Source organism: Pseudomonas karstica, assembly GCF_009707515.1.
Taxonomy (GTDB): domain Bacteria; phylum Pseudomonadota; class Gammaproteobacteria; order Pseudomonadales; family Pseudomonadaceae; genus Aquipseudomonas; species Aquipseudomonas karstica.
The window spans coordinates 102,792-117,743 of record NZ_WLYI01000006.1; the positions used below are offsets into that span (position 1 = coordinate 102,792).

Here is a 14,952-nt window from a genome sequence, read left to right on the forward strand (position 1 = left end):
AGGCAATGCGGGCTTTTCTTTATATGACGCACACCGTGTAGGAGCGAGTTTGCTCGCGAAGAACTTCAACGATAACGCGGGCATTCTGGATTAATGCGGTGCCCTTGCGTTTTTCGCGAGCAAGCTCGCTCCTACAGGAGATCCGACGTTATTTCTCGACGAACGCACGTTCGATCAAGTAATCACCTGGCTCGCGCATCCGCGGCGAAACCTTCAGACCGAAGCTGTTCAGTACTTCGCTGGTCTCGTCCAGCATACTCGGGCTGCCACACAACATGGCGCGGTCGTCCTCAGGGTTGATCGGCGGCAGGCCAATATCGCTGAACAGTTTGCCGCTGCGCATCAGGTCGGTCAGGCGACCTTCGTTTTCGAATGGCTCGCGGGTCACGGTGGGGTAGTAGATCAACTTGTCACGCAGGGATTCACCGAAGAATTCGTTCTGCGGCAGATGCTCGGTGATGAATTCACGGTAGGCAACTTCGTTGACGTAACGCACGCCGTGGCACAGGATCACTTTTTCGAAACGTTCGTAGGTTTCCGGATCCTGGATGACGCTCATGAACGGCGCCAGGCCAGTACCGGTGCTGAGCAGGTACAGATGTTTCCCTGGCTTCAAATCGTCCAGCACCAGGGTGCCGGTCGGTTTTTTACTGATGATGATCTCGTCGCCTTCCTTCAGGTGCTGTAACTGCGACGTCAGCGGACCATCCGGAACCTTGATGCTGAAGAATTCCAGATGTTCTTCCCAGTTCGGGCTGGCAATGGAGTAAGCACGCATGAGCGGGCGGCCGTTGGGTTGCTGCAGGCCGATCATCACGAACTGACCGTTCTCGAAGCGCAGGCCCGGATCGCGGGTGCACTTGAAGCTGAACAGAGTGTCGTTCCAGTGATGAACACTGAGGACACGCTCGTGGTTCATGTTGCTCATGTACGGGGAACTCCTGGAAATGGGTCTGCGCCAAATGATAGGTGCGCAATTGCATCGTATTCTAATGGCAGCGACAATATCTGTTAACTGGATTATTAAGATAAGGGTTATCGGTTATATCGATATGCGATTTACTCTACGACAACTGCAAGTCTTCGTCGCCGTCGCCCAGCAGGAAAGCGTCTCTCGCGCTGCTGGCCTTCTGGCCTTATCTCAATCTGCCGCCAGCACCTCAATTACTGAGCTGGAACGCCAATCCAGCTGCCAACTGTTCGATCGCGCCGGCAAACGCCTGAGCCTCAACGCCCTCGGCCATCAGCTATTGCCCCAAGCGGTGGCGCTGCTGGACCAGGCCAAGGAGATCGAGGATCTGCTCAACGGCAAGTCCGGCTTCGGCTCCCTGGCGGTCGGCGCCACCCTGACCATCGGTAATTACCTGGCCACGCTGTTGATCGGCAGCTTCATGCAGCAGCATCCCGAGAGCCAAGTGAAGCTGCACGTGCAGAACACTGCACATATCGTGCACCAGGTGGCGCACTACGAAATTGATCTGGGTCTAATTGAAGGCGATTGCAGCCACCCGGACATCGAAGTACAAACCTGGGTGGAAGATGAGCTGGTGGTGTTCTGTGCGCCACAGCATCACTTGGCTCAGCGAGGCCAGGCGAGTATGGAAGAGTTGACCCATGAAGCGTGGATCCTGCGGGAACAAGGCTCCGGCACCCGCCTGACCTTTGATCAGGCCATGCGTCATCATCGCAGCGCCCTGAACATCCGCCTGGAACTGGAACACACCGAGGCCATCAAGCGCGCGGTGGAGTCGGGGCTGGGGATTGGTTGTATTTCACGATTGGCTCTGCGTGATGCATTCCGGCGTGGCAGCCTGGTACCAGTGGAAACTCCAGACCTGGACCTGGCCCGGCAGTTCTACTTCATCTGGCACAAGCAAAAGTATCAGACCTCCGCCATGCGCGAGTTCCTGGAGCTATGCCGTGCCTTTACCGCCGGGGTTGTGCGCAGCGACGAGATCGTGCTGCCTAACATTGCCTAGATCAAAATCACGGCCCACACCAGGGTAATCATGGTCAACGCCACGAACTGCGCGGCGCTGCCCATGTCCTTGGCGTTCTTCGACAAGGGGTGGCGGTCCAGGGAAATCCGGTCAATGGCCGCTTCTACCGCCGAATTGAGCAACTCGACGATCAACGCCAGCAGGCAGACGGCAATCAACAACGCCCGCTCGACCCGGCTGACGCTCAGGAAAAAACTCAACGGGATCAAGATGACGTTGAGCAACACCAACTGACGAAACGCCGCCTCACCCGTGAAGGCCGCACGCAAGCCATCCAGGGAGTAACCGCCTGCGTTGAAGATACGTTTGATACCGGTTTGACCTTTAAAAGGCGACATAGAGTAGGCAACTGCACAAAAAGGAGTAGGAAAGCTAGAACACGCCAAGTCAAAAAAGCGTGAATGAATACGTTCTTATTGCTGCGTAATTGACTCAAGTTGTTGCAAGAGCAGCGCCGCCTGGGTTCGTGTACGCACCCCGAGCTTGCGGAAAATCGCCGTGACGTGAGCCTTGATAGTCGCTTCGGACACGCTCAGCTCGTAGGCGATCTGCTTGTTCAACAACCCTTCGCAAACCATGGTCAGTACTCGAAATTGCTGAGGCGTCAGGCTGGCCAGGCCATCCCGTGCGGCCTTGGCTTCGTCGGATACATTGATCTCTTCAAACGCTTGTGGCGGCCAGGAGACATCACCGTCCAGCACCGTACGCACGGCTTTTTGAATAGCTTCCATGGAACTGGATTTTGGAATGAAACCGCTGGCACCGAATTCCTTGGAACGCACCACCACCGATGCTTCTTCCTGCGCCGAGACCATCACCACGGGAATCTGCGGGTATTGCCCGCGCAGCAGCACAAGTCCCGAAAAGCCATAGGCACCGGGCATGTTCAGGTCCAGTAACACCAGGTCCCAGTCGGATTTTTCGGTAAGACGGGATTCCAGCTCAGCAATGCTGGCGACTTCAACCAATCGCACATCCGGCCCCAGGCCCAGGGTGACTGCCTGGTGCAACGCGCTGCGAAAAAGCGGATGGTCGTCAGCAATCAGGATTTCGTATGTGGCCATTTTTCAAATGATCCTGTTTTTATGGGAACACCGATGGGTTCAGTGCTCGCCAAGGCAACACAAGGTGACCGCAAGGCAGGCACCACAGGGCACGTCCAACGTCAAAAAAGCAAATTACGACGTTTGAAAATTCACGGCGGCGCCCTGAACGGCGCCAAGCATGCCCAGCGTAGCCTGGGTGGTCAAGCGCTACGCCCGTGGCATATTTTAGCCGGCCTGGTGATTACCGTGCCACTCGGTCAAGGCCCTCTGACCATGACGCCTATAGAAAAGGTGCCAAACGAGAGTGGACAACGTCCTGCGGATCCAGCGCCAACTGAAACTTGGCAGCCAGATAGTGCGTACTGAAGACGTCCAGATAGGCATCCAGCACCTCACTGGCCGACTGATCCCCTGTCAGTTCAAGGCACAAGGCAGCCACTTCGGCGGTACAGAAGTGGTCATCGCGCTTGGAGCGCCGCAACTTGTAACGCGACAACTGCTCAGGCTCCAAGCTCAGTACCGGCAAGTGCTCGAGGTACGGACTCTTGCGAAACATCTTGCGCGCCTCACTCCAGGTCCCATCCAGCAGGATGAACAGCGGGCGCTTACCCGGCGCCAGCTTGACCTCGCTGACCACGCGCTCAGGCGCTACGAACTCACCAGGAAAAACGATATAGGGCTGCCATTGCGGGTCCGCCAACAGAGCCAGCAGTTCAGGCTCCACTTCGGTTCGCGACCAGGGAAACGCCGTCGTGTCACTGATCACATCGGCAATCAGCCAGCCAGTATTGCTGGGTTTCATCGGTTCCACATCATGCATCAACAAGCACATGGCGGATTGGGCCTGGACCTTCGGTCGCCAGGCGCACAGGCAATACTCGGGGATTACCCGACAGCCCGGACAGCGCTCGGCACGGGAGCCACGCGCAACAAATGGCTTGAGGGCCCGGGCCAAGCGTTGGGCGCGCAAACGGGAGACGGCATGGCTCATTGGATGCGCCGTGGCAAAGAAGTGAAGATCAACACGGACAGGACTCAGGAAAGGCAAAAGTCGCCGCAGTTTACCAGAGCCAATCGCCCTCACCTGCACTTCCCGCAATACGCTGGTCGTACAGACCAAGGCTCACCTATAATCGCGCGCCACTGAACGCACGACGCCGTGGCGGGTCTATGCACCAGTAACCGAATCAGGAGATTTCCATGCTGCGTTTTATGCTGCGTTATGTGGCCCCTTCCATCGCCCTCGCGTTGGTTTTGCCCGTGGGTGCCCAAGCGGCTTCCTTGCTGGAAGTTCAACTGAACAAGAAGCTGCAGAGCGTGGCGGCGGAAAGTAACAAGGACCTACCAAGGGAGATTGACGAAAAAACCCTGGAAGTGGCCTACACCGTTGAAGGTTTGCAACTGATTGACCATCTCAGCGTGCTGCCTGATCGTGCCGAACAAATGCGCGCCAATCCCAAGGCTGTGTATTTCCAACTGGGGCAGAGCGTCTGCCTGAACAAGGGTTATCGCGAGTTGATGGCCAAGGGTGCCGTGATGCGCTACGAGATTACCGAGAACAAGACCAATCGCCCCGTCGCGTCGGTGAAGTTCCAGGAATCCGACTGCCCCGCACCTGCTTCGGCGAAGAAGAAAAAGTAAGCGATACCTTCTTTCGCACGCCACTGATCAGCGGCGTGCGATCCCCTTCTGCAATGCCCTCGCTCCGCTCATACCCGCGAACACGCTCAGTGACGAATGATCAATAAGCTGTTGCCAGCCAAGACTTTATAGGCTCATGATCAAATCATCTTGAAAGCTTGTTGCAGGGGCCTTTCATGCTGTTCTGTAATATTTTCAGGGCAAAAGAGGATTGCCCACCTGACTTGCAGCGCATAGGGTTTTAATCACAGGAAACATACAGAACCTGTTTCGCCCACCTTGATCATCAGAGGCCTGGCGAATCCCGTGTAGCACCCGGCCATGTGCCGAGGCCAACAGCGACACATGCAGTGTCGTGGTCCCCGACGAATATCTCGACGGCACCCTGGGTTCTGTAAAGAAGGAGAAACTGAATGCCTTACGAACCGAATGACCTCCTGGTCCGTCATTTTCAAGAAAGCGAGCCTGAACTCACGCAGCAGGTCGACGAACAACTCAAGCTGATTGCTCCAAACAGCCCGAATACCCCCCTTTACCGCGACATGATTCTCACCGTCTTGCGCATGGCCCAGGATGACCGCAACCGCTGGAATGCCAAGATCACTCTGCAAACCATTCGCGAACTGGATCATGCCTTCCGGGTCCTGGAGCAATTCAAGGGCCGACGCAAAGTCACCGTATTTGGCTCGGCGCGTACCCCTGTCGAAAGCCCGCTTTATGCATTGGCCCGGGAAGTAGGTGCCGTCCTGGCACGCTCGGACCTGATGGTCATTACCGGGGGCGGCGGCGGCATCATGGCCGCAGCTCACGAAGGTGCGGGCCTGGAACATAGCCTGGGGTTCAATATCACCCTGCCTTTCGAACAGCATGCTAACCCGACCATTGATGGCACCGAGAACCTGCTGTCTTTCCATTTCTTTTTTACCCGCAAGCTGTTCTTCATCAAGGAGGCCGATGCACTCGTGCTCTGCCCTGGCGGTTTCGGCACCCTTGATGAAGCGCTGGAAGTCCTGACCCTGATCCAGACCGGCAAAAGCCCGCTGGTTCCGGTGGTGTTGCTGGATACGCCGGGTGGTGGTTTCTGGCAAGGAGCACTGGATTTCATAAGCAACCAGCTTGAGGCTAATCGCTACATTCTGCCTTCCGACCTCAAGTTGGTACGCCTGGTGTATAGCGCCGAAGAAGCAGTAGAAGAAATCAACCAGTTCTACGCCAACTTCCACTCTACCCGCTGGCTGAAGCGTCAGTTTGTGATCCGCATGAATCACCCTCTCAGCGACCGCTCGTTAGCCCACCTTCAGGAAGCATTTGCCGATCTGAAACTTAGTGACGATTTCCATCAGTATGCTTATGAAGGTGAGGAGTATGACGAACCACACCTCAGTCATCTGACGCGCCTGGTGTTCAACTTCAATGGCCGTAATCAGGGCCGGTTGCGAGAGTTAGTGGATTACATCAATTTGCCGGAAAACTGGGCCCAGGCTCAGGGGAAAGCGCAGCAGCGGGTGAGAGAGCCAGCATAAGCCAAACGCAAAAAGGCCCGCTATTTTCATGGCGGGCCTTTTTGTATGTGTTGTCCCGTCCTGAATAAGGTTTACACCTTCTGACCTATTTTCAGGAGGGAGCAAGGACTTCAGATGGAACGTGTTTGGGCTGCTAGCTACTGGGGACTCAATCGTCCATGTCCCGACCACTTAACAAGCGGCTGATCATTTCCATCGAAAATCCGCGGTAACTCAGGAAACGACCTTGTTTCGCACGCTCTCGAGCATCGATAGGCAGATGCCCGGCAAACTTGCGGCGCCACGTGTCCTCCAGTTGCGCCTGCCAACTGATGCCGCACTCACGTAGCGCGAGATCGATATCGATGCGCTGCAGACCACGCTGGCTCAGCTCTTCGCGAATCCGCGCCGGACCATAGCCAGAGCGGGCCCGATAGGAAACAAAACTCTCCAGGTAACGGGTTTCCGAAAGCAGCCCCTCCTCCGTCAGACGATCAAGGGCTGTTTCGATCATTTCAGGAGGAGCGCCCCGCAGACGCAACTTACGCGTCAACTCAACTCGACCATGCTCGCGTCGAGCGAGCAGGTCCATTGCCGTACGCCGTACAGCGACGAGTGTATCCAGTACAGCAGTCATCGTATGGCTCAGATGTCAGCGTCTGCTGCTTCCATATCGACAACAGCTTCTCTGTTTGCAGCAGCCTTGACGTCTGGCACCGGGGTCAGCAGCTTGTCACGGATCTGTTTCTCAAGGGCTGCGGCAATGTCAGGGTTGTCTTGCAGGAACTTGGCCGAGTTGGCCTTGCCCTGGCCGATCTTGCTGCCGTTGTAGGCATACCAGGCGCCGGATTTCTCAACGAAGCCGTGCAGCACGCCCAGGTCGATCATCTCGCCGTTCAGGTAGATACCCTTGCCATAGAGAATCTGGAACTCCGCCTGACGGAACGGTGGAGCCACCTTGTTCTTCACGACTTTAACGCGGGTTTCGCTACCGACCACCTCGTCACCTTCCTTCACCGCGCCAGTACGACGGATGTCCAGACGGACCGAAGCGTAGAACTTCAGCGCGTTACCACCGGTGGTGGTTTCCGGGCTACCGAACATTACGCCGATCTTCATTCGGATCTGGTTGATGAAGATCACCAGGCAGTTGGCGTTCTTGATGTTACCGGTAATTTTACGCAGCGCCTGGGACATCAGACGGGCTTGCAGGCCAACGTGCATGTCGCCCATTTCGCCTTCGATTTCCGCCTTCGGTACCAGCGCGGCCACAGAATCGACCACGATCACGTCGATGGCGTTGGAGCGCACCAACATGTCGGTGATTTCCAGGGCCTGCTCACCGGTATCCGGCTGGGAGACCAGCAGATCGTCGACATTAACGCCCAGCTTGCCTGCGTATTCAGGATCCAGGGCGTGCTCGGCATCGACGAACGCACAGGTGGCGCCCATCTTTTGTGCCTGGGCAATCACCGACAGGGTCAGGGTGGTTTTACCGGAAGATTCTGGACCGTAGATTTCAACAATACGGCCTTTTGGCAGGCCGCCAATGCCGAGCGCAATGTCCAGACCCAGAGAGCCAGTGGAAATAGCCGGGATCGCCTGACGGTCGTGATCGCCCATACGCATTACGGCACCCTTGCCGAATTGACGTTCGATCTGACCCAGGGCCGCAGCCAAGGCTTTCTTCTTGTTGTCGTCCATTAAAGTCCTCACGTAATCAATAAGGCCTGGCGGCCAACACCTGTATAAGTAGACAGTATTGTTCCACAAAGATCCGGGATCGCCTACCCCTGTTTTTCTATTTCGAGTGCAGCTCGTCGCAATAGCCCCTCTAATGCGGCTTTTACCGTTTGTCGACGGACCTCGTCACGGTTGCCGGGAAAGTGCTGGCGCTGCGCAATAACCTCCTCACCGACACCCCAGGCCAGCCACACGGTGCCCACCGGTTTGTCCGGCGAACCGCCATCAGGGCCGGCCACACCGCTGACTGCCACGGCAAACCGTGCCAGGCTTTTCTCCTGGGCGCCTTTCACCATCGCCTCGACCACTTCCCGGCTGACGGCACCGACCTTGGGAAAAAGCTTCTCCGGTACATTCAATTGCTGGGTCTTCTGTCGGTTGGAATACGTGACATAACCCGCCTCGAACCAGGCCGAACTCCCGGGAATACGCGTAATCGCTTCAGCGATGCCGCCGCCGGTGCACGATTCGGCGGTGGTGACGTGGGCATTGAGAACCTGCAAGCGGCGACCAAGTTCAGCAGCGAGTTGGGTAATTTCCTTCACGATCGTCTCCATCTGTGGGCGGGCGTGTGCCTACCCTACAGGAGCCTATCGGTCATGCAAGATACTGACGGAATCACAATGCTAACGGACAAGGGCCCGTATAAAGCCTGACAGGCCCGCACTTAGTAGCATCCCCTGCAACGATCATGGCTGGTTGGGTGGTGGCCCCTCGCTCACCCCGATCCGCTTGGCCACCCAACGCTCATACAAGCCGATGGCCACGTCGGCACCGCCCATAGCTGTCAGGCAGCCAATGGCACCGGCAGTCCAGTTCGACATCCCGGCGGCATAACACAGCATCAGGGCCGAGACCCCGCAGACCATGCACGCCCCGGAGCGCAGGGCCAGGCGGCGAGCCAGGGACCAACCGCGGGCGCCCTCCTTGTCGGCGCGCCACATTTCTCCGGAAACACCGCCGATCACCGCCAATATGATGACCAGCCAGATAGGTATTTCCGCCAACGCTTGCTGCTCGCTTGTCATGTCACGCCTCCTGGCAATGAGTGAGACCGACTTTTGGCCGGCACCTTGATTCATCCGTATGAGTTTTAAATTAAACAGCGTCGGCGTCCTTGCCGGTGTTACCTGGCTTCCGTGCCACCGCTGGTGGCGTCCATGCCGATGTAGCGTGTCTTCCTTGTCTTCCTTGTCTTCCTTGTCTTCCTTGGCAGCCTCCTTGCCGCCTCCACCAGACCTTGTTGGCCGGCTTGAGATGAAGAATAGGTATGTATGGATATACAGTCAATGCATAAATGCATTTAATTTCGACCTTAAAATGCATTGGCGCATTAACGCCTTGTCGGTAAAGGGCTTGGTGGTTTTGCACAGGCGAAAAAAAGCCCACTCGATGGCAGGCGTTGTCTTACACAAGAAGGTTAGCGGGCGTACATGCCCCACCAGAAAACGTGGCCAAGGATGCTGATCTGCTCCTCCTGGATTCCCTGGAAGCTGTAGTCCTCGTCTGGATGCTCATCACGGTTGAAGCTGCGCAGGCGAACCCCTGAAGGCAAGCGATAGAGCTGTTTGACCCGCAACTGGCCGTTGTGATTGATCGCGTACAAGTCACCATCAACAATGTCGCCAATCCCGCACTTGCCAGCATTGACCCCCACCGTCGCGCCATCGCGCAACACTGGCAACATACTGTTGCCACGCACCGTTACGCATTTGGCCTGGTCGAACTGCACACCGTTATGCCGCAGGCTGCGCTTGCCGAAACGCAGGCTGGCCTTCTCACTTTCCTCGATGACGAATCTTCCTGATCCAGCAGCCAATTCAACCTCGCGCAGAAAGGGGATCGAGACCTCATCATCGTTGACGGGGGTATCGTCGTCCCACAGGCTTATGTCCTTGAGTTCCGAATGCATAGGGTCGCGCTCGTTTCCCCGCGCGGACGCCAACGCCGCACGTCCGCGCAGTTGGTCGGTGCTGACGCGAAAGTAGTCGGCGATGCGTGAGATGTGCTTGTCCGACGGATCAACAATCTTGCCACTGAGAATCCGGGACAGTGTGGATTGAGGCACGCCGGTACGCCGGTGAAGCTCCGTGGGGGAGATCCGGTCGCGGTCCAGCAGCTCTCTTAAGACGATAGAAACGTTGCGTTTTTGCATAACACGCATAGTGGGGACAGTTTCAATGGATGGCAAATGCTATTTTGCATATTTTATGCACTGATCGTGCCCTTAAATAGCGTGTTGTTTTGTGAAATGCGAAGCGCCGACCTTGCGTGTTAACCTTGCGACCATCGCAAAAATGCTGGGCCAAGCGCCCTTTGCCCCATCACTTTCAACGAATCCGCTAAGTATCTGATGAGTAAGAACACTTCTGACCTGTCCTCCCACACCCCGATGATGCAGCAGTACTGGCGCCTGAAAAACCAGCACCCTGATCAGTTGATGTTCTATCGCATGGGCGACTTCTACGAGATCTTCTACGAAGATGCGAAGAAGGCCGCCAAGTTGCTGGATATCACCCTGACGGCGCGCGGCCAGTCGGCCGGGCAGGCGATTCCGATGTGCGGGATTCCCTATCACTCGTTGGAAGGTTACCTGGTCAAGCTGGTCAAGCTCGGTGAGTCGGTAGTGATCTGTGAGCAGATCGGCGACCCGGCCACCAGCAAGGGGCCGGTGGAGCGTCAGGTGGTGCGCATTATTACCCCGGGGACGGTGAGTGATGAGGCGCTGCTGGATGAACGTCGCGATAACCTGATCGCGGCGGTATTGGGGGATGAGCGGCTGTTCGGCCTGGCTGTACTGGATATCACCAGCGGCAACTTCAGCGTGCTGGAGATCAAGGGCTGGGAGAATTTGCTGGCCGAGTTGGAACGCATCAATCCGGTAGAACTGATGATTCCCGATGATTGGCCCAAGGACCTGCCAGCGGAGCGGCGTCGTGGGACCAAGCGACGTGCGCCGTGGGACTTTGAACGTGACTCGGCATTAAAAAGCTTGTGCCAGCAGTTCTCGGTACAGGACCTCAAGGGCTTTGGTTGCGAAAACCTGACCCTGGCCATCGGCGCCGCCGGTTGCCTGCTCAACTACGCCAAGGAAACCCAGCGCACCGCCCTGCCGCATTTGCGCAGCCTGCGTCATGAGCGCCTGGATGACACTGTGGTGCTGGATGGCGCCAGCCGTCGCAACCTGGAACTGGACACCAACCTGGCCGGCGGCCGCGACAACACCCTGCAATCGGTGGTCGACCGTTGCCAGACCGCCATGGGCAGCCGTTTGCTGACCCGCTGGCTGAACCGTCCGCTACGGGACTTGAGCGTGCTGCAAGCGCGCCAGTCGTCTATTACCTGCCTGCTGGACAGTTACCACTTTGAAAAGCTGCAACCGCAGCTCAAGGAGATCGGCGATATAGAGCGAATCCTTGCGCGAATCGGCTTGCGTAACGCACGCCCTCGTGACCTCGCGCGCCTGCGGGACGCCCTGGGCGCCCTGCCTCAACTGCAAGTGGCGATGACCGAACTGGAAGCTGTGCACCTGCAGCAGCTTGCAGTAACTGCCGGCACTTACCCGGAGCTGGCGGCCCTGCTGGAAAAAGCCATCATCGATAACCCACCTGCAATCATCCGTGACGGCGGTGTACTGAAGACCGGTTACGACAGCGAACTGGATGAACTGCAAGCCCTGAGCGAAAACGCCGGGCAATTCCTGATTGACTTGGAAGCCCGTGAGAAAGCCCGCACCGGCCTGACCAACTTGAAAGTCGGCTACAACCGCGTCCACGGCTACTTTATCGAGTTGCCGAGCAAGCAGGCCGAGCAGGCACCTATCGACTACCAACGACGCCAGACTCTCAAGGGTGCCGAGCGCTTTATCACGCCGGAGCTCAAAGCCTTCGAAGACAAGGCGCTGTCGGCCAAGAGCCGGGCCCTGGCTCGCGAGAAGATGCTTTACGAAGCCTTGCTTGAGGACTTGATCGGCAAACTTGCGCCCTTGCAGGACACCGCTGCTGCCCTGGCGGAACTGGACGTACTGAGCAACCTGGCCGAACGAGCCCTGAACCTTGACCTGAACTGCCCGCGTTTTGTCAGTGAGCCGTGTATGCGTATCGTCCAGGGCCGTCACCCGGTGGTGGAGCAAGTGTTGACCACCCCGTTCGTGGCCAACGACCTGTCCCTGGACGACGACACCCGAATGCTGGTGATCACCGGTCCGAACATGGGCGGTAAATCCACCTATATGCGCCAGACCGCGTTGATCGTACTGCTGGCTCATATCGGCAGTTTCGTGCCGGCGGCCAGTTGCGAATTGTCCCTGGTGGACCGAATCTTCACCCGGATCGGTTCCAGCGATGACTTGGCCGGTGGTCGTTCGACCTTTATGGTCGAAATGAGCGAGACCGCCAACATCCTGCACAATGCTACCGAACGCAGCCTGGTGCTGATGGACGAAGTAGGTCGTGGCACCAGCACCTTCGACGGGTTGTCCCTGGCCTGGGCGGCGGCCGAGCGTCTGGCGTACCTGCGTGCCTATACGCTATTTGCCACACACTACTTTGAACTGACCGTGCTGCCGGAAAACGAGCCGCTGGTCGCCAACGTGCACCTCAATGCGACCGAGCACAACGAGCGCATCGTGTTCCTGCACCATGTGCTGCCAGGCCCGGCGAGCCAGAGCTATGGCCTGGCCGTGGCTCAATTGGCCGGCGTTCCAAACGAAGTCATCACCCGTGCCCGTGAGCACCTGAGTCGCCTGGAGACCACCGCCCTGCCCCACGAATTGCCCGTGGCCAGCCCGGCGAAAGCTTCCAGCAAATCCAGCGCCCCACATCAGAGCGATATGTTCGCCAGCCTGCCCCATCCGGTCCTGGATGAGTTGGCAAAGCTTGACCTGGACGACCTGACGCCACGAAAAGCGCTGGAAATGCTCTATGCACTGAAGACACGGATCTAACGCAGACGCTTGCAAGCTGATAGAATCTCGCGCGGTTTGGGATGCTGCTGGCTTTTAGCCTGGCCCGTAGACTATCGCTCCCGAACCTCGCGAGCCCCACCACACGGGGTTTCGCTGCCGCCGCCTGAGGAGAAAATTAGAAATGACCTTCGTCGTCACCGACAACTGCATCAAGTGCAAGTACACCGACTGCGTAGAAGTCTGTCCGGTGGACTGCTTTTACGAAGGCCCGAACTTCCTGGTGATCCACCCGGATGAGTGCATTGACTGCGCGCTGTGCGAGCCAGAATGCCCGGCCGTCGCGATTTTTTCCGAGGACGAAGTCCCGGCAGAGATGCAGGAGTTTATTCAGTTGAACGTCGACCTGGCGGAAGTCTGGCCGAATATCACTGAGCGCAAAGACCCGATGCCGGATGCGGCAGAGTGGGATGGCAAAAAAGGCAAGATTGCAGACCTCGAGCGCTGATAGCGTCGTCGCTCTTCAAAAGGCCCCTTGCGGGCCTTTTTGCATTTCTGGCACTGGCTTTTTACTTTTCTGCAGGCATAAAAAAAGGGGCGGTTTGACCCGCCCACATTTTTTCCCTAGTCCCTGTGTTCCTTTTCATCATCCTGATGAATCGCATCCTGCGACGTTCCCTGAGTCATCGATCCTTGATGACTGTGTCAATCCGTGGACACAGGGCTGATAGTAGAGACTTCCCGATTAAGTTCAATGGGAACCCATCGCAAGCACTGCAAGCCTGCCATGCTGAACAATAAAAAATAATTGTTATTTTTCAATTAGTTATAAAAACAACCCAACCATTCGAGACGTCTTGACCGAGTAAAAGAACCAAACACTTACGAAAAAGTAAGTGAATGCTTACACCAGCCACCACGTAATAGAGTCATTCCCCCCTCACAGGCCTTACGAGCGACAACAAAAAGCCCCGACAGCGTCGAGGCTTTTTGGCTTTCAAGTGGATCAGTCGTCGCTGACAGTAATGGTCGGCATTGCCTGGGCCCCGGCTTCCTGCAGGACAATTCGCGCACCCACGTGACGAGCCAATTCCTGGTAGACCATCGCGATCTGGCTGTCGGGCTCGGCGACCACCGTCGGCCTTCCGCCATCCGCTTGCTCGCGAATCCCCATCGAGAGCGGCAACGACGCCAGCAACTCGACGCCATATTGCGTGGCCAACTTCTCACCACCACCTTCGCCGAACAGGTGTTCGGCATGCCCACAGTTGGAACAGATGTGTACTGCCATGTTTTCCACGACGCCCAGCACCGGGATGTTGACCTTGCGGAACATCTCCACGCCTTTACGGGCATCCAGCAGCGCCAGGTCTTGTGGCGTGGTGACGATGACCGAACCCGCTACCGGTACCTTTTGCGCCAGGGTCAGTTGGATATCACCGGTGCCCGGCGGCATGTCGATCACCAGATAATCCAGGTTGCCCCAATCGGTCTGCGTGACCAGTTGCAGCAGAGCCCCGGAAACCATCGGCCCGCGCCAGACCATCGGCGTGTTGTCGTCGGTCAGGAAGGCCATGGACATCACTTCCACGCCGTGAGACTCGATGGGCACGAACCACTTCTGGTCCTTGATCTTCGGCCGGGTGCCTTCGGCGATGCCGAACATCACGCCTTGACTGGGGCCATAGATATCTGCGTCGAGAATGCCTACCCGCGCGCCTTCACGGGCCAGGGCCAGGGCCAGGTTGGCGGCCGTCGTGGACTTGCCCACGCCACCTTTGCCGGAAGCCACGGCCACCACGTTCTTGACGTTGGCCAGGCCTGGAATCTGCGCTTGGGCCTTGTGCGGGGCAATGACGCATTGAATATCCACCTTGGCAGACTTGACACCCTCCAGGCCTTCAATCGCCATTTGCAGCATTTGCGCCCAGCCACTCTTGAACAGGCCCGCGGCGTAGCCCAATTCGAGCTGGACCACTACCTGATCGCCCTGGACGTCGATGGCCCGGACACAGCCGGCGCTGACCGGGTCCTGGTTAAGATAAGGGTCGGTATATTGGCGAAGGACGGCTTCCACCGCTGCGCGATTGACGGCGCTCATGGGCTACTCCCGGAAA

The 14,952-nt window shown here is 57.3% G+C and carries 15 protein-coding genes; 5 read left to right on the plus strand and 10 right to left on the minus strand.

Translation table 11 applies throughout. From position 1 onward, the window contains the following. Positions 1 to 148: 148 nt before the first annotated feature. Entirely contained in the window at positions 149 to 928 is a 780-nt protein-coding gene (fpr, locus tag GIR22_RS06545) for a ferredoxin-NADP reductase (RefSeq protein WP_095146759.1), read from the minus strand. A gap of 124 nt (positions 929 to 1,052) precedes the next feature. Between fpr and GIR22_RS06550 the strand changes: the two genes are divergently transcribed. Further along, positions 1,053 to 1,979, plus strand: coding sequence for a LysR family transcriptional regulator (locus tag GIR22_RS06550; RefSeq protein WP_178122127.1), 927 nt, complete (start codon positions 1,053 to 1,055; stop codon positions 1,977 to 1,979). On the opposite strand, the gene GIR22_RS06555 is transcribed toward GIR22_RS06550, so the two are convergent. From GIR22_RS06555 to GIR22_RS06565, 3 genes are all read right to left on the minus strand, one after another. Next, on the minus strand, positions 1,976 to 2,338 hold the full coding sequence (locus tag GIR22_RS06555; RefSeq protein ID WP_034096172.1) for a diacylglycerol kinase: 363 nt from the start codon (positions 2,336 to 2,338) through the stop codon (positions 1,976 to 1,978). The genes GIR22_RS06550 and GIR22_RS06555 overlap by 4 nt on opposite strands. 75 nt (positions 2,339 to 2,413) lie before the next feature. Next, positions 2,414 to 3,064, minus strand: coding sequence for a response regulator transcription factor ErdR (gene erdR / locus GIR22_RS06560; RefSeq protein WP_154742532.1), 651 nt, complete (start codon positions 3,062 to 3,064; stop codon positions 2,414 to 2,416). A 262-nt stretch (positions 3,065 to 3,326) separates the two neighbouring features. Then, the gene (locus tag GIR22_RS06565) at positions 3,327 to 4,037 is read right to left on the minus strand and encodes a tRNA-uridine aminocarboxypropyltransferase (protein ID WP_154742533.1); all 711 of its coding nucleotides are present in this window, start codon (positions 4,035 to 4,037) and stop codon (positions 3,327 to 3,329) included. Positions 4,038 to 4,246: 209 nt separating this feature from the next. Here GIR22_RS06565 and GIR22_RS06570 point away from each other — a divergent pair, with 209 nt between their 5' ends. Together GIR22_RS06570 and GIR22_RS06575 are read left to right on the plus strand one after the other, a co-directional pair. Then, entirely contained in the window at positions 4,247 to 4,687 is a 441-nt protein-coding gene (locus GIR22_RS06570) for a PA3611 family quorum-sensing-regulated virulence factor (RefSeq protein WP_154742534.1), read from the plus strand. 413 nt (positions 4,688 to 5,100) lie between these two features. Further along, positions 5,101 to 6,210, plus strand: a complete 1,110-nt coding sequence (locus GIR22_RS06575; RefSeq protein ID WP_154742535.1) for an LOG family protein — start codon at positions 5,101 to 5,103, stop codon at positions 6,208 to 6,210. A 148-nt stretch (positions 6,211 to 6,358) separates the two neighbouring features. Here GIR22_RS06575 and recX read toward each other — a convergent pair whose 3' ends face one another. The 5 genes from recX to GIR22_RS06600 all read right to left on the minus strand — a co-directional run bounded on the left by recX (position 6,359) and on the right by GIR22_RS06600 (position 10,096). Continuing rightward, positions 6,359 to 6,826 (minus strand): recombination regulator RecX, encoded by a 468-nt coding sequence (recX, locus tag GIR22_RS06580; protein ID WP_154742536.1) that lies wholly within the window; start codon positions 6,824 to 6,826, stop codon positions 6,359 to 6,361. A gap of 8 nt (positions 6,827 to 6,834) precedes the next feature. Beyond that, on the minus strand, positions 6,835 to 7,893 hold the full coding sequence (recA, locus tag GIR22_RS06585; protein ID WP_154742537.1) for a recombinase RecA: 1,059 nt from the start codon (positions 7,891 to 7,893) through the stop codon (positions 6,835 to 6,837). An 83-nt stretch (positions 7,894 to 7,976) separates the two neighbouring features. Continuing rightward, positions 7,977 to 8,477, minus strand: a complete 501-nt coding sequence (locus GIR22_RS06590) for a nicotinamide-nucleotide amidohydrolase family protein (protein ID WP_178122128.1) — start codon at positions 8,475 to 8,477, stop codon at positions 7,977 to 7,979. 144 nt (positions 8,478 to 8,621) lie between these two features. After that, positions 8,622 to 8,960 carry a phage holin family protein gene (locus tag GIR22_RS06595; RefSeq protein ID WP_154742539.1) on the minus strand — a complete coding sequence of 113 codons (339 nt, stop codon included), beginning with the start codon at positions 8,958 to 8,960 and terminating at the stop codon, positions 8,622 to 8,624. 392 nt (positions 8,961 to 9,352) lie between these two features. Next, the gene (locus GIR22_RS06600) at positions 9,353 to 10,096 is read right to left on the minus strand and encodes a LexA family transcriptional regulator (RefSeq protein ID WP_178122129.1); all 744 of its coding nucleotides are present in this window, start codon (positions 10,094 to 10,096) and stop codon (positions 9,353 to 9,355) included. A gap of 189 nt (positions 10,097 to 10,285) precedes the next feature. Between GIR22_RS06600 and mutS the strand changes: the two genes are divergently transcribed. After that, on the plus strand, positions 10,286 to 12,877 hold the full coding sequence (gene mutS / locus GIR22_RS06605) for a DNA mismatch repair protein MutS (RefSeq protein WP_154742540.1): 2,592 nt from the start codon (positions 10,286 to 10,288) through the stop codon (positions 12,875 to 12,877). A 142-nt stretch (positions 12,878 to 13,019) separates the two neighbouring features. Further along, entirely contained in the window at positions 13,020 to 13,343 is a 324-nt protein-coding gene (fdxA, locus tag GIR22_RS06610) for a ferredoxin FdxA (RefSeq protein ID WP_154742541.1), read from the plus strand. Positions 13,344 to 13,841: 498 nt separating this feature from the next. On the opposite strand, the gene apbC is transcribed toward fdxA, so the two are convergent. Then, positions 13,842 to 14,936: an iron-sulfur cluster carrier protein ApbC gene (apbC, locus tag GIR22_RS06615; protein ID WP_154742542.1), complete on the minus strand. Its 1,095-nt coding sequence runs from the start codon at positions 14,934 to 14,936 to the stop codon at positions 13,842 to 13,844. Between the last annotated feature and the right edge of the window lie 16 nt (positions 14,937 to 14,952).